Origin of the sequence: Neobacillus sp. PS3-12 (assembly GCF_030915385.1) — a bacterium.
Classification (GTDB): domain Bacteria; phylum Bacillota; class Bacilli; order Bacillales; family Cytobacillaceae; genus JAEVLT01.
Map to the genome: position 1 here is coordinate 3,656,749 of NZ_CP133268.1, position 19,500 is coordinate 3,676,248.

Below are 19,500 nucleotides of genomic sequence, written 5' to 3' on the forward strand. Positions count from 1 at the left end.
AATTAACAATGAATAAAAAGGTAGCAATTATTGCAAGTAATGGTGGATTATTTGATGCATATAAGGTATTTAATATCGCAACGGCTGCTGCAGCAACAGATCAAGAAGTAGCTATTTTCTTTACTTTCGAAGGGTTAAATTTAATTCATAAGGAAGCAAACAAACAACTTTCTATGCCAGAAGGAAAAGAGCACTTTGCAGAAGGATTTGCAAAAGCAAATGTGCCTTCAATTCCGGAATTATTGGAAATGGCACAAGAAATGGGCGTTAAATTTATCGGATGCCAAATGACAATGGACGTAATGGGCTTAGAAAAAGAAGACTTTGTAGATGGAATTGAAGTTGGTGGAGCTGTAACCTTTTTAGACTTTGCAAAAGATGCAGATGTCACTTTAACTTTTTAATAAAATTTTTAATTGCAAGTCGATTAGGCACCAAAAGCTCGACTGGCAAATAGGGGAACCGATTCAGGTTCTCTTTTTTTCTATCATAATATGTTCACTTTTCTTAATCGTACCTTAACATTGGTTTTTAATAATAGGATAAGAAATGATATTTGCGCAATGAAGAAAGGGCACTTGAAGTGAAAAAAGTTAATCCAATTGTTATATTAATCATCTTTCCATTTGTGTTATTAATTGGTCTAGTCAGTTGGGCTATATATGAAAATCAATCTAAAACTGAAACAAAAAGTCAACTTGAAAAGCCTTCTATATCAGCAATTGCAAAGGATGCGGAGAAAAAGTTTGGTATCCAAAAAGGAAATGTGGCTCCTGATTTTGATTTGGCAACAATAAATGGAGAACAGACTAAACTATCTAATTATAGAGGAAAAAAGGTTATATTAAACTTGTGGGCATCATGGTGCCCACCTTGTAAAGCAGAAATGCCAAATATAGAGAAGTTTTATAAAGAAAATAAAGATCAAGATGTCATTGTACTCGCCGTAAATTTAACAACAGCAGAGAAAAATAAGAATGATGTCCAGCAATTTATAAAAGACCAAGGTTTAACATTTCCTGTTCTATTAGATGAACAAGGGAAGGTAGGGAATATGTATCAAACTTTTACAATTCCAACCAGCTATATTATTAATACAAAAGGTATTGTACAACAAAAATTTGTAGGTCCAATGAGTGAAGAGATAATTAAAAAACTGTCTCTAAAATAAATTAAAAACTTTGTATTAATTTCAGGAAATACAGACATTGGATATCGCTACCGATAGTTTCCGTATGAAAATTATTCATTACGGTAAATTATCGGTTTTTTTGTGAGAAAAATCTTCTATTTCAATGACTAAAATCAATTGAATGATAAAATCACGAATGAAATAATGAACACTTTGTGACAATCGTGTGAAAATCATTCTCACAATTGTAGTATTTAAGTATAATAATGATACCTACAAGGGTAGCATATATATTCGTTTTTCACTATTATCATGTTGTTTATAATGAAAAAACATTTTAGAACAAAGGGGGGAATTTAAGGTGGGAAATTGGATTCGGTATGTTAAATTTTCTGTCTTAGCTTTATTGGGTATGGTGCTTTTAGCTGGCTGTGACAGTAGCAAGTATATTGTTTTAAGCCCAAAAGGACCTGTTGGAAAACAAGAATTAGATTTAATTATTATTTCTGTGGTTTTGTGTGCAATTGTTATTATTCCTGTATTAGGTATCTTTGTTTATATGGCTGTACGTTATCGTGATAAGCCCGACAACAAAGCTCCATATAAACCTGAATGGGATCATAGCAATGTACTAGAGATCATTTGGTGGGGAATTCCGATTGTTATCGTTGCAATCCTTGGGGTTTTCACCGCTAAAACCACTATTAATCTAACAAAACCACCTGTAAAGGATGTAAAACCGATTGTAGTTCAAGTAACTTCAATGGATTGGAAATGGATGTTTACATATCCAGACAAAAACATTGCAACTGTTAACTATGCAGAAATCCCTGCAGGTGTACCAGTTCAATTTATTTTAACCTCTGATGCACCAATGAACTCCTTCTGGGTTCCGCAACTAGGAGGTATGGAATACACCATGCCAGGTATGTCAATGGGGTTATGGCTTCAAGCCGATAAAGTTGGCCAATATTTTGGTGCTGGAGCAAACTTCACTGGTAAAGGATTTGCACATATGAATTTCCGAGTAAAAGCAGTGAAACAATCTGATTTTAATAAATGGGCCGAGAGCGTTAAGAAAAATGCGCCACAGTTAACATCTGCTGGTTATAAAGATTTATCTAAGCCTGGTCTTGAAAAAGAGTTAAGCTTTTCTTCTTACCCAAATGGATTGTTTGAAAGCATTGTAAATAAAAATGGCGGTAACTATTATAACCACATGAATCACATGGGTGACAGCAAATCAATGTCAGGTATGAAAATGACTGGCATGAGTATGGATAATCAAAATAAATAAACAGGAGGAAATAATCGATGTCACATACGAGCTTTTTTGTCACAGGCGATCCAATGATTTATGGCGCAGATGTTTCCATCGTTTTGGCAACTGTTGCCATTATCTTTGCCCTCACCTATTTTAAAAAGTGGGGTTGGCTATGGCGCGAATGGATTACAACTGTTGATCATAAGAAAATTGGAATTATGTATCTTCTATCTTCATTAGTTATGCTTTTTCGCGGTGGAGTAGACGCAATCTTGATGCGACTCCAGCTTGCTGTGCCAAACAATCATTTTTTAGCATCTGAACACTATAATGAAATTTTCACAACACATGGAACCATTATGATCTTGTTTATGGCCATGCCGTTTATGTTTGCTTTATTTAACATGGTTGTTCCATTGCAAATTGGAGCACGGGATGTTGCTTATCCAATGTTGAATGCTGTTAGTTTCTGGCTGTTCTTCATTGGAGCCATGCTCTTTAATATATCATTTGTTATTGGCGGATCAGCAAGCGCTGGCTGGCTTTCTTATCCCCCTCTTTCAGAAAATCAATTTAGTCCGGGTCCAGGTCAAAACTTCTGGATTTGGGGAATTCAGATTTCCGGGATTGGTAGTTTAGCAACCGGAATCAACTTTGTTGTCACGATTTTAAAAATGCGCACACCTTCGATGCGCTTAAAAGATATGCCTTTATTTTCATGGTCTGTATTATCTTCTTCTATCGCGATTTTAGGTGTTTTCCCAATCTTGACAGCTACCTTGGCAATGTTGACAATTGACCGTTTACTTGGTGGTCACTTCTTCACTATGGATGCCGGTGGTAACCCAATGATGTGGGTGAACTTGATATGGATGTGGGGTCACCCTGAAGTTTATATTGTTGTATTACCAGCATTTGGTGCTTTCTCTGAGGTTGTTGCAACCTTCTCGAAAAAGCGCATCTTTGGTTATACCTCAATGGTATTCTCGATGATTGCCATTAGTGTCGTTTCTTATTTCACATGGGTGCACCACTTCTTTACCATGGGTGCCGGTGCGGATGTAAATATCGTCTTTGCCATTTGTACAATGATTATCGCTATTCCGACAGGTGCAAAGGTATTTAACTGGTTGTTTACGATGTACCGTGGCCGAATTAGGGTTACACAGCCAATGTTATGGTTCTATGCATTTGTTCCGATCTTCCTTGTTGGTGGAGCAACTGGTGTCATGCTTGCTGCAGCACCTGCAGACTATCAATACCATAATAGTTATTTTCTTATCGCCCACTTCCACCAAGTATTAATCGGTGGTGTTGTGTTTGGTTATTTAGCAGGTTTGTATTATTGGTGGCCAAAGCTTTTCGGATTTAAGTTAAATGACCGTTTAGGAAAATGGGCATTCTGGTTATGGCAAATTGGTTTCTATGTATGCTTTATGCCGCAATATGCCCTTGGTTTCATGGGAATGACTCGACGCATTTATACCTATAACGACACAATGGGATGGGATATGGGTTGGGCCCCGCTTAACTTTATCTCAACAATTGGTGCCTTCTTAATGGGTATCGGCTTTATTTTCCAAGCATGGCAAATTATTTATAGCATTAAACACGGTGAACGTGATGTAACCGGTGATGCTTGGGATGCACGTACATTAGAGTGGTCAATTCCATCCCCTCCACCGGTATACAACTTTGCTATTTTACCTGTTGTAAATGACCGTGATGCATGGTGGTATCAAAAACAAGCAATCGCTAACGGTGAATATAAAGAAGAACCAGTTCAGTACGAGCCGATTCACATGCCAAAAAATACTGGTATACCTTTTATCATGTCCATCTTCTGGTTTATCGCCGGGTTTGGCTTTACATTTGAATGGAATTGGATGGGGATTGTTGGATTAATTGGTGTTGCAGTTACATTATTCGTTCGTTCATTCCAATATGACACGGATTATTATATTCCTGTGGACGAAATCGAACGAACTGAAAAGGCATTAAGAAATCGTACTGCGATTTAACAAACTGCAAATTAAGGAGGTTGTAAACATGCAACAAGGCGTTTCTGCACATGTTTCTGACCACGATCATGGTCATGTTGACCAGGAAGGGTTAAAAATTCTCGGCTTTTGGATTTTCCTTGTAACCGACTGTCTTTTATTTGCTACATTGTTTGCTACGTATGCTGTTTTGCATTCACACACAAATGGTGGATTTACTGGCAAGGAGTTCAATGTCCCTGGTTTTATCACAGAAACATTTTTACTATTAATTAGTTCATTTACAAGCGGCCTCGCCGTTTTACAAATGCATAGAGGGAACAAAAAAGGCCTGATAGGCTGGTTGATTATTACTCTTATTTTAGGTGCGGCGTTTGTCGGGCTGGAAATTAACGAATTTAAAGATATGGCTGCTGAAGGTGCTACCCTTCAAAGCAGTGCCTTTCTTACAGCATTTTTCACTCTTGTTGGTACACACGGACTTCACGTTTCCTTTGGGATCCTGTGGATGATCGGATTGGTTGTTCAGCTTTCTAAAAAAGGAATTACTTCCGTTACCAAACGTAAAATTTCGATTATCAGTTTATACTGGCACTTCTTAGATGCTGTTTGGATTTTCATCTTTACAGTCGTTTATCTTATGGGGGTGATGTAACATGCACGAACAACAACATGGTTCAATCAAAGCTTATGTAACAGGTTTTATTTTCTCGATTGTTTTGACAATCATCCCGCTCGTTTTAGTATTAAATCATATGTTAGCAAAAACAGCACTACTTGTTAGTATTTTGCTCGCGGCTGTGCTGCAATTTGTCATCCAGCTCTTCTTCTTTATGCATATTCGTGACGGGGAAGGACCTAGATATAATGTTGCCGCTTTAATATTAGGACTTGTTTTTGTTTTAACAATTGTTGTTGGAGCCATTTGGATTATGTCGTTTAATTCAACTGTTCAATAAAAATAAGTAAATTCGGAGCGTCCAGGTGACGTTGACGTAAAAAAGGAGTGTGGGTTGTATGTCAGCTATTCATGAAATTCGGCAGGTTTCCCCCTCCCGATTAAATCGCTTGACCCAAACAGTTTCAGCCTATATAGAGGTTACAAAACCAAAAATTTTGATTATGCTTACTTTTACTTCCCTTTGTGCTGCATTTGTTGCAGCCAAGGGAATTCCTTCTGTATCCGTGATGTTTGCCATGCTTTTAAGTGCGTCATTATCCGCAGGAGGATCAGCTGCCATAAACATGTGGTATGATCGGGACATTGACGTCATGATGGAACGAACAGCAAAGCGCCCGATTCCTGCAGGACTGATTGAACCCTCCGCAGTTTTATGGTTTGGTATCTTTTTAGGCATTCTATCTGTGACTGTTGCATTTACCTTTGTAAATCCTCTAACGGGTTGGTTAAATGCCATTGGGTATTTCTATTATGCTGTCGTTTATACGATGTGGTTAAAACGTCGAACACCTTTAAATATTGTGATTGGCGGTGGAGCAGGTGCTTTCCCAATTTTGATCGGCTGGGCTTCCGTTACGGGTGGCTTGAGTGCTACTGCATGGCTAATGTTTATGGTGGTTTTTTTATGGACCCCACCACATTCATGGGCACTAGCTTTGTATAAGAATGATGAATATACGAAGGCTGGAATTCCGATGATGCCAGTGGTAAAAGGTCCTCACTCAACCAAAATTCAAAGTCTTTTTTATATGATACTATTATTTATCTGTTCTCTAATTCTATCTGTAAATGGAGATTTTAATTATTTTTATCTGGGTGGTGCCCTGATATTTAATAGCAGCCTTTTTTACTGCACATGGAAAATGTGGAAAGAGGATGATCAACAATTTATTTGGGCAAAACGAACGTTCATTTGTTCTTTATTTTATATTTTAGGAATGTTTTCTGCCATGGTAGCAGGAACCTTTTAGAGGGTGTGTGAATATGCGACTTTTTAAGCTTTCTATTGTTGCGGCAACCACGATTTTTTTGGTGAATATTCTTGGGTTTATTGATACAATGACCAATTCAGCCATGGGGTGTGGTCCTGGGTATCCTCTTTGTAATGGAAGTATATTTCCTAACTTCTCGGATTACCATTCTGTAATTGAATATACCCATCGAATGGTAGTAGGCCTTGCAAGTGTTTTATTATTTACTGTTTCTGCCCTGGCATGGGTTCGATATAGGTCACCCAAAGTGAAATGGCTTGTTGCTTTTGCAGTTTTAGGAATTCTTGGTGAATCGACTCTTGGCGCGTTGACAGTGATCATTTCACTTTCGCCATTGCTTTTAGCAGCTCATCTTGGATTGGCTCTTATTTCTTTTTCAGCTTTAGTCAATATTGCCTATGTAATCTATCAGGAAGAAAAGAATATTCGATTTGAACAAAAACTGCCTGCTTCTTTCTCTATTTTTTCCTGGTTTACGTTTATATTCTTATATGCTGCCACTTATTTTGGAGGATATGTAGCCAAAACTGGGTCAGGTGGAGCTTTTCGGGGATTTCCTATTCCTACAGAAACATTATCTGAAGCTGGGGCTTCCTTTTGGGTAGATGTGATTCACCGTTCGTTTGCCCTCATTTTAATTATCCTTTTTGGTATTCTGATTTTAGTGACTAAGAAAATGCAGAATGTCAGGAAGGACCTGTACCGTTTAAGTCAAATTGGTTTTCTATTCATTCTGCTTCAGGGGTTAAGCGGAGCACTTTTGATTTATACCCATTTAAGTTTGGGTGCCGTTTTAATGCATGTTTCAATCCTATCCTTGCTTGTTGGTACGCTAAGTATTATCTGTATCCAAAGCTTAATTAAGTCGGGGGAAAAGCAAAAGGATTCTGAAATAACTTTGTCTAATAAGAAGCTAGCAAACTGGTAGGCTACGAATTCAATACCACATAGCAAGGAATATAAACCATAAAAATAATAAGGGAGTGGAAAAATGAACTTTGGACTTTATTCAATAGTTGGTTTGTTTGTGGCTGCAATGATTGTATCTTTCGTTATGGTTGGTAAAATGATGAAAGAGTAAAAAAATGGTTCAAAATAATGCTAAAAGTAGATTGTTGATTATATTTCAACAATCTATTTTTATAAACTGGATATCTTATCCCACAATTACTCAGCGAAAAAGGTATAGCCCTCATAACGATGAGAACTTATACCTTCATCCTAGGTAAAAAACTCTGTTAATTGAAGCGGTAAATCAACAGCAAATTTTAGACACACAATCTACATTTAAGGGCTTTTTTCAGTTCCCTCGCCAACAGATCCACCTATTTTTCCTTGAAACTGAATCCCATGATGTGATTTCACACCATAAATATCAACGGAAGAGCGTGCCGTTTAGCGTAAACACATCAACTAGTGATCGTGTTTGGAAACCTAAAACCAAAATCCAGACCAATAGCCATAAAGAAGTTATGCTAAAAGTAATTAAACCAAAGATTGTTTTCATTACTTTTTCACCTCAGCGATTTTTAAAGATGTTCCATTGTAAAGACGAATATAATAGGGGATAATCAAATCCCATCGCCTTTTCTTTAGTTTCTACTTTAAACGCATTGATTATGACATTGGTATGAATTTATTTGGTCATAAGATACGTTAATAGAAACACATAAAGAGCACGAAAAAGTTGGAAACTCCGCTTTTGCTTAACCGAAACTTAATATTGATGTGGCAATATTAAAAGTAGGATTAATGAGGGAGAAATCAAAAATGATTTTATAGTAAAATTCTGTAAATTATCAGTTGGCTTTATATATATATACCCAATGTAGTATAATAAAGCTAAAAGAGCGATAAAAAATTAAATCTTTCAATAGATATGAAGGGGGATTAACTTGAACTCTTCAGGTTCGACTAAATTAATAACCAGAAATCATTGGTACGCCGTAGCTACTGTCTGTATAGGTGCTTTTATGGCAGCACTAGATGCAAGCATTATCAATGTTGCTTTGCCGAATTTGGAACAGCAATTTCACACCCAAATGAATGAAATAGAGTGGGTGAGCTTAGCTTATTTGTTATCACTTGCGTCAACTATTTTGATATTCGGAAGACTTGCCGATATGTTTGGCCGCCGCTGGCTTTATACAATTGGCTTCATCATATTTTCCTTTAGTTCATTATTCTGCGGACTAGCTCCAACACTTTCCATCTTAATTGTATGCCGAATCCTCCAAGGTATTGGGGCAGCTTTGCTGCAGGCGAACAGTGTCTCGATTATCACTTTTGCTTCTCCAAAAAACGATCTTGGGAAAGCGATTGGATTTCAAGCGAGTGCACAAGGAATTGGTCTAAGTTTGGGGCCAGTAGTCGGTGGCGTATTGCTATCCTTTGTTAGCTGGAAATGGCTGTTTTTTATTAATCTGCCAGTGGGGGTCATTGGTACTGTTTTAGGAATCATATTCTTACCAAAAGACCCTGTTGTAGATAAACGGAAGAAATTTGACTATGTTGGTGTTCTTCTGCTTATACCTTCCATTATTACAATTATTTATGTATTAAATATGGGTTTAAAATTAGGCTGGGGATCTAACCTAATGATCATATGTTATGTTATCGCAATAGCATCTTCCTTTTTGTTTATTAAATATGAAAGCAAGAAAACTGAGCCATTAGTGGATTTATCTCTATTTAAACATCAGCCTTTTACCATGGGGAATATAACCGGTATTATGTCTTTCATTGTTATGTATGCTGTACTTCTGCTCACTCCTTATTATTTAGATCAAGTAAAGCATCTTCAAGTTTTACAAGCAGGTATTGTTATTACAGCTGTACCAATAGGAATGACGATATCAACACCTATTTCCGGAATAATGTCAGACCATCGCGGTCCTGCCATTCCATCCATTATAGGTCTTTCCATGGCAACTGCAGGCGCTCTAATATTGTCATTTATTGATTTTACAGGGACGTACATTCTAACTTGTGTAGGACTTTTGCTTATTGGGCCGGGATAGGTATGTTTACTCCGCCAAATAATAGCCATGTGATGGGGAATGTACCAAAACGTGCTTTGGGAGTTGCTGGCGGAATACTTAATATGTCTCGAACGTTAGGTATGAGCTTAGGGATTACACTTGGAGGATTATCTTACCAATTCTTTTTACAGCTTTACGGAAATATTCATTTCAATCATTTAGTGTATACGTTTAGATCCGCTTATTTTTTAGTAGCTGTTTTTTCTTTCCTCACCCTTATTATTACTTCGAAAAATTATAAAAATGAGCTTAAAAACATGGATGACTATTCGTCTAATGAAGTGGGACTGAATAGATAAAAAAGAAGAGGTTAAAAATATGTCTATTCAACAGGAATAGGCGTTTTTTTTGGGCTGTATTTTAAAATGCTGCTTTAATTTTATTATGGTTATATTTCCTCCTTGAGACCAAGAATTTGAAACCCCAGAAATCATAACTTATAATTCATATAGTAATAAATTGATTAGAACGGAGAATTAGCATGAAATTATACCATTCAATTTTGGACCTTATTGGTCATACTCCTATAGTAAAGTTAAATCATTTGCCAGACCCTAATGGGGCTTCTGTCTATATTAAATTGGAATCCTTTAATCCTGGAGGAAGTGTTAAAGATCGTGCTGCTTTTAACATGATTAAGCAAGCAGAAGAAACTGGGAAAATTACTCCTGGTAAAACTGTTATTATTGAACCAACTTCGGGCAACACGGGAATTGGTTTAGCCATGGTTTGTGCCAGCAAGAACTATCGTTGTATTATTACAATGCCTAATAATGCAACAGAAGAAAGAGTGAAAATATTAAAAGCATATGGTGCAGAAGTTTATTTAACTCCAGCGAAGGATGGCATGTCTGGAGCCATTGAAAAAGCCTATCAAATTGCCGAAAAGATTCCTGATAACTTTATCCCAATGCAATTTGAAAATCCAGCCAATGCAGATGCGCATCGTGATACTACCGCAATCGAAATTTATGAATCATTTCAAGGGGATTTAGCTGCTTTTATTTGTACGGCAGGTACAGGCGGTACTGTAACTGGTACTGGAGAAGTGTTAAAAGAAAAAATTCCAGACCTAAAGATTTATGTTGTTGAGCCGGCGGGCTCGCCTGTTTTATCCGGAGGTCGTCCTGGTCCTCATAAAATTCCAGGTACGGGTCCTGGATTTATTCCTAAATTATTAAATCAATCTATTTATGATGAGATTTTATTGATTCAAGATCAAGATGCGCAGAACATAGCTCGCCGCCTTGCAGCAGAAGAAGGGATTTTAGTTGGTGCTTCTGGTGCAGCATCCATCTATTATGCTTTAGAAATTGCCAAGAAACTGCCTCCGCATGCAAAGGTCTTAGGATTGGCACCAGACACCGGTGAACGTTATTTATCATCTGATTTATTTCCAATGTAAAAAGGTAATGGTAAAAAAGCTACTTTGGTAGCTTTTTTTACGTTTACAGTGGGGAAAATGACAATAATCAGCCTCATGGATTGAGAATAATGAAAAAAATAAATCCTTGTATGCCAATCGGAATAATAGTATAATTTTGTATATCTCGTAAGGATTTAAACAAAAGGGGTGGTTTTCATGGCAATGACAGAATCTCAAATAAGAAATTTAGACACACATATCGATGCAGGCAAGGATGCAAAAAAACGAAAAACAAACCTTCCTTTAACCGTTATCTCATTAGCAATCTTTGTGTTAGGTTTCTTTTTCTTAGGTCAGACTGTGTCATATACGCAAGCTTTTCTATTCTTGGTAACAGGTGTTATGGGCTTAACGCTTTATCATGCGCATTTTGGTTTTACAAGCTCTTTCCGCCATCTGATTGTTTCAGGTCGGGGGATCGGTATTCGTGCACAAATGATTATGTTTATTATTGCTAATCTATTATTTTTACCAGTATTGCTGCAGGGAAGTATTCTCGGACATCAAGTTACTGGGAATGTAAGCCAAGTGGGACTATCGGTCCTTGCCGGTTCAATTATATTTGGTATTGGAATGCAGTTAGGGGATGGCTGTGCGTCTGGTACTTTATATCACGCAGGCGGAGGAGACATTCGCGGAATTTTAACCATAATAGGTTTCATTGTGGGCTCTGTTATTGGATCGAAAGATTTTTCATGGTGGATGTCTACACCAAATATCGGGCCAGTTTCGTTCATCCAATCCTTTGGTGCATTTGGCGGTGTTCTTGTAAGTTTCATTTTAATAGCAATCTTATTTTTCATTGTATATACCGTTGAAAAACGTCGCTATGGCAAAGTTGAACCTTTGTTTGGAAAAGGTCAGTTTAAATGGGAAACTGTCATTAAAGGACCATGGTCCTGGGTTGCTGGAGGATTCGTACTTGCTGTAGGAAACTTTATTCTATTGCTTGTCTCAGGCAAGCCATGGGGAGTAACATCCGCATTTGCCTTATGGGGCGCTAAAGCTGCTCAAACATTTGGGGTTCATGTAGAAAACTGGGGTTATTGGCAAGCGCCTGCTAAAGCAGCTGATTTGCATGCGAGTTTGTTTCATAACCTCGAAACAACTGATAATATTGCACTTATGGTAGGAGCACTGCTTGCTGCAGCATTGGCAGGTAAGTTTCCTAAACGCTATTTTCAAAACATCCCAATTCAAATGATTATCGGTGTGTTAGTAGGGGGAGTATTGATGGGCTACGGTGCCCGGATCGCATTTGGATGTAATATTGGAGCGTATTTTTCCGGTATATCCTCCTTTAGCTTACATGGCTGGGAATGGTTTGTAGGAGCTATGATTGGAAGTTACATCGGGATCGCACTTCGTCCTGTATGTAAATTGAAAAATAAATAATGATTAAAAAATACAAAACAGACTGAGGTCTGCTTTGTATTTTTTTTGATTTTATCATTTTCGTTTTTTTCCAACGGCGCCAAGGTATAGCACAAACTCTTCCTCTCCGTCTAAATCTAATACCTCATCGATTAACTTTTGATCATAAATACCAATAGCACAAGCTCCTGCTCCGATAGATTCACTTGCTAAATAAAGGTTTTGGCATACATGGCCAACATCGATGAGGATTTTTTTATGTGCTGAAATATCATATTTCCATTCGGAGCGGTATGGAACGGTACTCCAAGCAAAAACCACGGCCGCCTTTTTCGCAAAATTAGGAACAAAAGGCTGGTCTAACGTAATGGCATCTATGTGTTGATCAATGTCATCCAAATCAAGCATAAATAAAAGCTGGTGATCTACTGGCAGATACCTGTATACTCCTTTTTGTATGCCATCCACTCGCGTAATAAATAAATATGTTTCAAACGTATGTGTTGCACCACTGCAAGGTACAGTTCTTAATGTAAGTCCAGCCTTATTAGTACCAGTAATCCCTTGAGTAGCCCATAAAAGATAGGATAACTCCGTAAGACTTAAACATTCTTCGGAGTAGAACCTTGTGCTTCTCCTATCCTTAATGCATTCATAAATGTTTTGTCTTTTTACAACGTCCTCACTAACTTTTGGAAGGTTAATAATTGGCGATATAGAGGTATATGGTTTAACAATTGGAGGCTTTGGAAGCCCCTTGATTTTATCTGTTTTAATATTTTTAAATTCAAGAAAATTGGACTTTAAAAAATTTCTTTGCTGAACGTATCTCGACATGGTTAGTCCTCCTATGATGTTTCTGCATTCATCAATTATATTCTGTATCATAATTTTATCTGTGATTTATTTCACAAAGTATGTAGGACTAAATGATAATAGTTACATTTCCACATAACGATTCAAATACAGTTGTGGAGAAAAGTGATATTGAATTTTTTATGACAAGTAGTATAAACAGCTTTCCCTCCATTCTCCCTCCACTTTTGGAAACTACATTAAGATTTTTGTATAAAGATATTGACATAGTGTTAAGCTGATATTATTCTATTTCTATATAACATTATTTACTCAGCCGTGTGGATATCGTTATAAAAATTTTGTTATATAATCATTGGTGGTTAGAAGAATTTTTTCTTGTAATATGTAGATAAATTTTTTGAGGGGATTTGGGTAAATGGAGAGTAAAAATGAAAAATTTAATCTAATGAGAATCATTACACACGGAGAGCAGCCGCCAAATTGCGATGAAACTTTACAGATAAAAGCAACCTATGCTCACAATGGCTTAGCGCGCGGTATATGGAGAGTTGACGAAAAATTCATAAATGGAATTGGTGTTGCGATGGGAGGATTTGTTTCCTCGGCAGCTGACATTATGATGGCATATGCAATTGCTTCTAAGCTAGAAGCTAGACAAACATTTACTTCGATTGATTTACACACGACTTTTCATCGGCCGGTTATGCTTGGAGAAGCTATGGTAGAGGCTAAGGTTGAAAGGATGGGAAAGAAAACAGCATATGTAATCGCAGATTTATATCAAAATAAGAAAAAGGCGGCCAGTGTTGTTTCTTCAGTTATGATTCTGAATGATTAAATGATGAGACGAAAAAAATGGATCATGTATAGGCATGATCCATTTTTAATGCCGCCACAAAATGAATCTTGAAAGACAGCCAAGCATTGGAAAATCTATGCTTGCCCTTTTATATTAAGTCTTTGCGTTTATCCTTTCTCATTGGGATGAGGCGTAATGCATCGAAAAGGGACAGGTGATGATAAAACAATAGATGTATTAACATTTCCGTAAGGAGTTAGCTTATCGATAAGATTACTCAAATGACTCATTCCTGTTACGGCAGCCTTAAGTAAATAGCTAACAGAACCTGTTAATCGATGACACTCGATAATATCAGGATCCTTCATAATCCATTGCTCAAACTCAGTATAGGAAATTATCTTGATTTCACTCAGTTGAATGAAAACGATTACATTTCTGCCAATTGCTTTTGGACATATTCGTGCACTGAATCCTTCAATAATTCCCTTCTCCTGCAGACGTTTTAGACGTTCAGTAATACTTGGACGACTAAGTGATAATTTCTTTGATAACTCACTTAAGGTAATACGCCCGTCCAATTGAAGAAGTTCAAGAAGATGAATATCTATTTGATCCATTAAATGTTCTCCTTTTAAAATGAAGGTAAATTCCGAAAAACTTATGCAAAATAGAATGCTTAACCCTTAAAACTTATACATTTTGATATTTTTTTTTATTTTATTATATCTTATCATAGTATTAACGAAAACATAATTTTTGAAATTATCAAACAAATCAAAAATTATGATGTAAAAAAATGAGGGTAACGGGTTACTATTGACGCCTTTACCGAAAATGAAGTCCGCGATTAAGAAAGTGTCATAGGAGCAAAGACAAATACGTCATTATTATTTCAGTAAAATGAATGCATACTTCTTGATGCGTTTCAAAAAGGGTAAGAAAGGCTTTTTTGTAAGCGGTTACCACTATATTCACAGTGATGATGGAGGAATTAAAATGAATTTGATGAAGCAATCTGAGCAAAATACAGAATCAATTATGGATAAAATGCATGAACATGAGCAACTTGTTTTTTGCAATGATCCTGCAACAGGGTTAAAAGCAATTATCGCCATTCATAGTACAACATTGGGTCCGGCATTGGGAGGCTGCCGCATGCGGCCGTATCGCACAATGGATGAGGCTTTGGAAGATGTACTTCGTTTATCAAAAGGCATGGCATATAAATGTGCCGCTGCAGATGTTGACTTTGGTGGAGGAAAAGCGGTGATCATTGGTGATCCTTTGACGGATAAAACACCCGCAATGTTTAGAGCCTTCGGCCAGTTTGTAGAATCTTTAAACGGTCGTTTTTATACAGGAACTGATATGGGGACGTCAATGGATGACTTTATCCATGCCTCAAAAGAGTCCAATTGTATTGTAGGAATTCCAGAAAGCTTCGGAGGTGGCGGTGACTCATCCATCCCGACTGCGCTTGGAGTCATTTACGGTTTAAAAGCTACGAATAAAGTCGTTTTTGGCACAGAAGATTTTTCAGGTAAAACCTTCACCATTCAAGGTCTTGGAAAAGTAGGTTTCAAAGTAGCAGAGCAATTGCTGGAAGCTGGTGCAGATTTATATGTAAGTGATATCAATGAAGAGGCCGTTGCGGCCATTCAAGAAAGAGCAAAACAATTAGGCAGTATTGCAAGGGTAATAAGCGGTAATGAAGTTTATTCCGTGGTGGCAGACGTATTTGTTCCATGTGCCTTTGGAGGAATTATTAACGATGAAACAATCGAACAGTTAAAAGTAAAAGCAGTGGTTGGATCGGCTAACAATCAGCTTTTTTTGGAAAAACATGGTGAATCACTGAAACAAAAAGAAATTTTATATGCTCCAGATTATATTGTAAACGCAGGCGGTTTAATTCAAGTAGCAGATGAACTGTATGGCTACAATAAAGAACGTGTGTTATCAAAAACAAGATCCATTTACACTTCTTTATTGGAAGTATACAGACAGGCAGAGTTGGATGACATTACAACAATTCAAGCTGCTAACCGTCTTTGTGAAAAACGTATGGAAGACCGCAAGAGGCAAAATAGCTTTTTCACTCATGCAAAGCGTCCTAAATGGGATATTCGTAAATAATAATGAAATTTCTAAGAGTATGGGGTGATTAGATGGAAACAAAATTTCCAATATATCAAATCGTCGATGAAAATGGTCAATTAATAAATGAACAGTACAAAGAGGAAATAACAGAAGATCTTGTAAAAAGTTTCTATAATAACATGGTTCGTATTCGTACTTTTGATCGCAAGGCCATTAGTTTGCAGCGTCAAGGAAGGCTGGGGACATACGCCCCGTTTGAGGGGCAGGAAGCTTCTCAAGTGGGGAGCGCACTAGCGCTCGAAAAAGATGATTGGGTGTTTCCAACCTACCGAGACCACGGTGCCACATTAACATTTGGTGCCAGCATGGCTCGTACGTATTTATATTGGAAAGGACGTGTAGAGGGATGTGTTCCTGAAAATGGGAAAAAGATATTTCCTCCTGCCGTTCCCATTGCAACTCAAATCCCTCATGCAGCAGGGGCTGCCTTGGCGGAAAAAAGAAAAGGAACAAAAAACGCCGCGATTGCTTATTTTGGCGACGGAGCTACATCAGAGGGCGATTTTCATGAAGGACTGAACTTTGCCAGTGTGTTTCAAGCACCGGCTGATCTTCTTTAACCAAAATAACGGCTTTGCCATTTCACTGCCGATTGAAAAGCAAATGAATTCCAAAACCATCGCACAAAAGGCACTAGCTTATGATATGCCAGGTGTCCGTGTTGATGGAAACGATATATTTGCTGTTTATTTTCAAACAAAAGAAGCGCTTGGACGTGCACGTAATGGAGAAGGCCCCACTCTGATTGAAGCACTAACATGGAGATATGGTGCCCATACAACGGCAGATGACCCGACTAAATACCGAAATCAGTCAGACAGCGACATCATTCGAGAAAAACGGGATCCGCTTCTTCGTGTGGAGCGTTATATGAAGTTAAACGGCTACTGGGACGAGGAATGGGTAACGAAAATCAAAGAAGAAACCGCAAGTGAAGTGGAACAGGCAGTTAAAGACATGGAAAGCTTTCCAAAACCGAATGTCAATGATTTATTCGATTATGTATTTGAAACGCCAACTTGGACCATAGCCAAACAAAAAGAACAGTATCTTCAATTAATCGGGAGGGATTCTTAATGATGATAACTATGGAAAAACCGTTAGATGACTATACCACAAAGACAAACCAGTTAACACTTATTCAAGCTATAAATGATGGTTTGCGAACGATGTTAAAAGAGGATGAACGAGTCATTTTGCTTGGAGAAGATATCGGTAGAAACGGGGGAGTATTCAGGGCTACAGAAGGGCTGCAAGAACAATTTGGGGAGGATCGAGTTATTGATACGCCGCTGAGTGAAGCGGGGATTATCGGAACATCTGTCGGAATGGCGGTCAATGGATTTAAACCTGTAGCGGAAATACAGTTTCTCGGTTTTATCTATCCGGCATATGAACAGATCATGACACATGTATCACGCATTCGTATGCGGACGATGGGGAGCTATACGGTTCCAATGGTAATCCGTGCACCATACGGTGCTGGGATACGTTCTCCAGAAGTTCACTCAGATAGTGTCGAAGCGTTGTTTACACATATGCCTGGGATTAAGGTTGTATGCCCTTCTTCTGCCTACGATGCAAAAGGTCTGTTAATAGCAGCAATCGAAGACCCGGACCCCGTCTTATTTTTAGAGTCCATGAGAATTTATCGTGCGAATCGTGATGAGGTACCAGAAGGAAAATACATCGTTGAAATCGGAAAAGGGAAAAAGCTTAAAGAGGGGAATGACGTTACAGTAATTGCATGGGGAGCGATGGTTTCGGTAGCCATGAAAGCGGTAGAACAGGCAGAAATGCAAGGCATTACTTGTGATGTTATTGATTTGCGTACCCTTTATCCAATCGATAAAGACATTCTCAGCGAATCCGTTCAAAAAACAGGACGTGCGGTTATTGTTCATGAAGCCCATGAAACAGGCGGTGTGGGAAATGACATTGTTTCAATTATTAATGATACATCCTTTCTGTATATGAAATCACCGATTGAGCGTGTTACAGGATTTGATGTACCGGTTCCATTCTTTGCACTAGAAGAACATTATTTGCCAACACCTCAGCGTGTATTGAAAGCCATCGAAAAAGTTGTGCATTTTTAGGAGGGAAAGACATTGGTTGAAGTAAAACTACATGATATTGGTGAAGGAATGACTGAGGGAGAAATCATCCACTATTTTGTCAAGGTGGGGGATGTGGTCAAGGTGGATCAGCCTCTATTAGAAGTGCAAACAGATAAAATGGTAGCAGAGCTCCCTTCTCCATCCTCAGGCAAGGTGAAGGAAATTGTTGTTGACCATGGTACCACAGTATCTGTTGGTACAACGCTTCTAGTATTGGAAACAGAAAAGGAAAAGGTCGTAGAACTAGCGGTGGAAAAACAAATGGAAAAGGTCGATTTTAAACAGGCAGTTTCAACAACAACACAGCACCAACAAACAGCTATTGCCGAGCAAAAAAATGAAAAAAAATTCATCATTGCAGCACCTTATACGAGAAAAATTGCACGTGAATTTCAAGTTGATATTAATGAAATTACAGGTACGGGTACAAACGGACGCATCACAGTAAAAGATATATACGAATTCGTTAAAAAACGTGATGGGTTTCCATCTTCTGAGGAAACAAAGGGGATTGCTGCAAAAATGATCGTAGAAGAAACAGAACCAAAGCAAGAGATTCTAAAGCAAGAAGTACCGAATGTGAATGAAACAAATGTAGAAATTGTTCCGTTTAGAGGGCGCCGGAAGCAAATTGCAAAGAAAATGACCCAATCACTTTATACGATTCCGCATGTGACCCATTTTGAAGAGGTAGATTTAACCGAGCTGCTGGCATATCGAAGCGAGTTAAAAGGAATGGATATCAATATTTCCGCTGTTGCCTTCTTTATTAAAGCAATCGTCGTGGCATTGAAACAATTTCCTGTATTCAATGCAAAACTTGATGAAGTAAACGAAGTAATTCGTTTAGAAAAAGAATATAACATTGGAATTGCTACTGATACAGAACAGGGTTTAATTGTGCCTATCATTCATCATGCTGATCAATTAACTGTTCGCCAAATTAATGATAAATTAAAAGAATTAACGAAAAAATCTCAAGAGGACAAACTGACGTCAACTGATTTGAAAGGAGGTACATTTACAATAAGTAACGTGGGTCCTTTAGGAAGTATCGGAGCTACACCAATTATTAATCATCCGGAAACAGGGTTAATCGCATTTCATAAGACAAAAAAAATGCCAGTTGTCGTGGAAAACGATGAAATTGCGATTCGATCGATAATGACATTATCGATGGCTTTTGACCATCGCGTGGCGGACGGTGCCACGGCAGTTTCTTTTACGAACCGCTTTAAACAATTAATTGAGAACCCAAGTTTATGGCCAATCGAACTAGTATGACAACCTATAATGCCATTAAACTCCTATAACAATGAAGTGATGTGATTTGTAAGCGTTTTCTATTTGGGGTTATCTTAGTTGAACAATGTTCGTATTCTGCAAAATAACTAGTAATAGTTCATTTT

18 protein-coding genes and 1 pseudogene are annotated in these 19,500 nt (G+C 37.8%); 17 read left to right on the forward strand and 2 right to left on the reverse strand.

Annotation, left to right across the window (positions count from 1 at the left end; translation table 11 throughout):
* Positions 1-8 precede the first annotated feature (8 nt).
* The 12 genes from RCG17_RS18520 (at position 9) to RCG17_RS18575 (ending at position 12,211) form a co-directional block, all read left to right on the forward strand.
* Positions 9-404 carry a DsrE/DsrF/DrsH-like family protein gene (locus RCG17_RS18520; protein ID WP_308171567.1) on the forward strand — a complete coding sequence of 132 codons (396 nt, stop codon included), beginning with the start codon at positions 9-11 and terminating at the stop codon, positions 402-404.
* Positions 405-556: 152 nt separating this feature from the next.
* A complete protein-coding gene (locus RCG17_RS18525) occupies positions 557-1,171 on the forward strand; it encodes a peroxiredoxin family protein (protein WP_308171568.1) in 615 nt (204 codons plus the stop codon).
* Positions 1,172-1,493: 322 nt separating this feature from the next.
* On the forward strand, positions 1,494-2,429 hold the full coding sequence (locus RCG17_RS18530; RefSeq protein ID WP_308171569.1) for a ubiquinol oxidase subunit II: 936 nt from the start codon (positions 1,494-1,496) through the stop codon (positions 2,427-2,429).
* A gap of 17 nt (positions 2,430-2,446) precedes the next feature.
* Positions 2,447-4,417 carry a cbb3-type cytochrome c oxidase subunit I gene (locus tag RCG17_RS18535; protein WP_308171570.1) on the forward strand — a complete coding sequence of 657 codons (1,971 nt, stop codon included), beginning with the start codon at positions 2,447-2,449 and terminating at the stop codon, positions 4,415-4,417.
* A gap of 28 nt (positions 4,418-4,445) precedes the next feature.
* Positions 4,446-5,051: a cytochrome o ubiquinol oxidase subunit III gene (gene cyoC / locus RCG17_RS18540; protein ID WP_308171571.1), complete on the forward strand. Its 606-nt coding sequence runs from the start codon at positions 4,446-4,448 to the stop codon at positions 5,049-5,051.
* A 1-nt stretch (position 5,052) separates the two neighbouring features.
* Positions 5,053-5,355 carry a cytochrome o ubiquinol oxidase subunit IV gene (locus RCG17_RS18545; RefSeq protein WP_308171572.1) on the forward strand — a complete coding sequence of 101 codons (303 nt, stop codon included), beginning with the start codon at positions 5,053-5,055 and terminating at the stop codon, positions 5,353-5,355.
* Between the two features lie 58 nt (positions 5,356-5,413).
* Complete coding sequence (locus RCG17_RS18550; protein ID WP_308171573.1) at positions 5,414-6,328, forward strand: heme o synthase; 915 nt, start codon at positions 5,414-5,416, stop codon at positions 6,326-6,328.
* A 13-nt stretch (positions 6,329-6,341) separates the two neighbouring features.
* The gene (locus RCG17_RS18555) at positions 6,342-7,277 is read left to right on the forward strand and encodes a COX15/CtaA family protein (protein ID WP_308171574.1); all 936 of its coding nucleotides are present in this window, start codon (positions 6,342-6,344) and stop codon (positions 7,275-7,277) included.
* 967 nt (positions 7,278-8,244) lie between these two features.
* A complete protein-coding gene (locus RCG17_RS18560; protein ID WP_308171575.1) occupies positions 8,245-9,369 on the forward strand; it encodes a DHA2 family efflux MFS transporter permease subunit in 1,125 nt (374 codons plus the stop codon).
* A 2-nt stretch (positions 9,370-9,371) separates the two neighbouring features.
* Complete coding sequence (locus tag RCG17_RS18565; protein ID WP_308171576.1) at positions 9,372-9,689, forward strand: MFS transporter; 318 nt, start codon at positions 9,372-9,374, stop codon at positions 9,687-9,689.
* A 182-nt stretch (positions 9,690-9,871) separates the two neighbouring features.
* Positions 9,872-10,795, forward strand: a complete 924-nt coding sequence (gene cysK, locus RCG17_RS18570) for a cysteine synthase A (RefSeq protein ID WP_308171577.1) — start codon at positions 9,872-9,874, stop codon at positions 10,793-10,795.
* Between the two features lie 177 nt (positions 10,796-10,972).
* Positions 10,973-12,211, forward strand: coding sequence for a YeeE/YedE family protein (locus RCG17_RS18575; RefSeq protein WP_308171578.1), 1,239 nt, complete (start codon positions 10,973-10,975; stop codon positions 12,209-12,211).
* A gap of 54 nt (positions 12,212-12,265) precedes the next feature.
* Here RCG17_RS18575 and RCG17_RS18580 read toward each other — a convergent pair whose 3' ends face one another.
* A complete protein-coding gene (locus RCG17_RS18580; protein WP_308171579.1) occupies positions 12,266-13,027 on the reverse strand; it encodes a SagB/ThcOx family dehydrogenase in 762 nt (253 codons plus the stop codon).
* 397 nt (positions 13,028-13,424) lie between these two features.
* Between RCG17_RS18580 and RCG17_RS18585 the strand changes: the two genes are divergently transcribed.
* Positions 13,425-13,847, forward strand: coding sequence for a PaaI family thioesterase (locus RCG17_RS18585; RefSeq protein ID WP_308171580.1), 423 nt, complete (start codon positions 13,425-13,427; stop codon positions 13,845-13,847).
* Between the two features lie 128 nt (positions 13,848-13,975).
* Here RCG17_RS18585 and RCG17_RS18590 read toward each other — a convergent pair whose 3' ends face one another.
* Positions 13,976-14,428 (reverse strand): Lrp/AsnC family transcriptional regulator, encoded by a 453-nt coding sequence (locus RCG17_RS18590; protein WP_308171581.1) that lies wholly within the window; start codon positions 14,426-14,428, stop codon positions 13,976-13,978.
* A gap of 379 nt (positions 14,429-14,807) precedes the next feature.
* Between RCG17_RS18590 and RCG17_RS18595 the strand changes: the two genes are divergently transcribed.
* The 4 genes and pseudogenes from RCG17_RS18595 (at position 14,808) to RCG17_RS18610 (ending at position 19,375) form a co-directional block, all read left to right on the forward strand.
* Complete coding sequence (locus tag RCG17_RS18595) at positions 14,808-15,947, forward strand: Leu/Phe/Val dehydrogenase (protein ID WP_308171582.1); 1,140 nt, start codon at positions 14,808-14,810, stop codon at positions 15,945-15,947.
* Positions 15,948-15,979: 32 nt separating this feature from the next.
* Positions 15,980-17,048: pseudogene (pdhA, locus tag RCG17_RS18600) on the forward strand (pyruvate dehydrogenase (acetyl-transferring) E1 component subunit alpha).
* A 2-nt stretch (positions 17,049-17,050) separates the two neighbouring features.
* On the forward strand, positions 17,051-18,070 hold the full coding sequence (locus tag RCG17_RS18605) for an alpha-ketoacid dehydrogenase subunit beta (RefSeq protein WP_308175884.1): 1,020 nt from the start codon (positions 17,051-17,053) through the stop codon (positions 18,068-18,070).
* Between the two features lie 12 nt (positions 18,071-18,082).
* Positions 18,083-19,375 (forward strand): dihydrolipoamide acetyltransferase family protein, encoded by a 1,293-nt coding sequence (locus RCG17_RS18610; protein ID WP_308171583.1) that lies wholly within the window; start codon positions 18,083-18,085, stop codon positions 19,373-19,375.
* The last annotated feature ends 125 nt before the right edge of the window (positions 19,376-19,500 follow it).

Bases quoted from the DNA above. Each gene is read 5' to 3' on its own strand.
- RCG17_RS18520 (WP_308171567.1), top strand. From the start codon at position 9: ATGAATAAAAAGGTAGCAATTATTGCAAGTAATGGTGGATTATTTGAT.
- RCG17_RS18535 (WP_308171570.1), top strand. From the start codon at position 2,447: ATGTCACATACGAGCTTTTTTGTCACAGGCGATCCAATGATTTATGGC.
- cyoC (WP_308171571.1), top strand. From the start codon at position 4,446: ATGCAACAAGGCGTTTCTGCACATGTTTCTGACCACGATCATGGTCAT.
- RCG17_RS18545 (WP_308171572.1), top strand. From the start codon at position 5,053: ATGCACGAACAACAACATGGTTCAATCAAAGCTTATGTAACAGGTTTT.
- RCG17_RS18550 (WP_308171573.1), top strand. From the start codon at position 5,414: ATGTCAGCTATTCATGAAATTCGGCAGGTTTCCCCCTCCCGATTAAAT.
- RCG17_RS18555 (WP_308171574.1), top strand. From the start codon at position 6,342: ATGCGACTTTTTAAGCTTTCTATTGTTGCGGCAACCACGATTTTTTTG.
- RCG17_RS18565 (WP_308171576.1), top strand. From the start codon at position 9,372: ATGTTTACTCCGCCAAATAATAGCCATGTGATGGGGAATGTACCAAAA.
- cysK (WP_308171577.1), top strand. From the start codon at position 9,872: ATGAAATTATACCATTCAATTTTGGACCTTATTGGTCATACTCCTATA.
- RCG17_RS18575 (WP_308171578.1), top strand. From the start codon at position 10,973: ATGGCAATGACAGAATCTCAAATAAGAAATTTAGACACACATATCGAT.
- RCG17_RS18580 (WP_308171579.1), bottom strand. From the start codon at position 13,027: ATGTCGAGATACGTTCAGCAAAGAAATTTTTTAAAGTCCAATTTTCTT.
- RCG17_RS18585 (WP_308171580.1), top strand. From the start codon at position 13,425: ATGGAGAGTAAAAATGAAAAATTTAATCTAATGAGAATCATTACACAC.
- RCG17_RS18590 (WP_308171581.1), bottom strand. From the start codon at position 14,428: ATGGATCAAATAGATATTCATCTTCTTGAACTTCTTCAATTGGACGGG.
- RCG17_RS18595 (WP_308171582.1), top strand. From the start codon at position 14,808: ATGAATTTGATGAAGCAATCTGAGCAAAATACAGAATCAATTATGGAT.
- RCG17_RS18605 (WP_308175884.1), top strand. From the start codon at position 17,051: ATGATAACTATGGAAAAACCGTTAGATGACTATACCACAAAGACAAAC.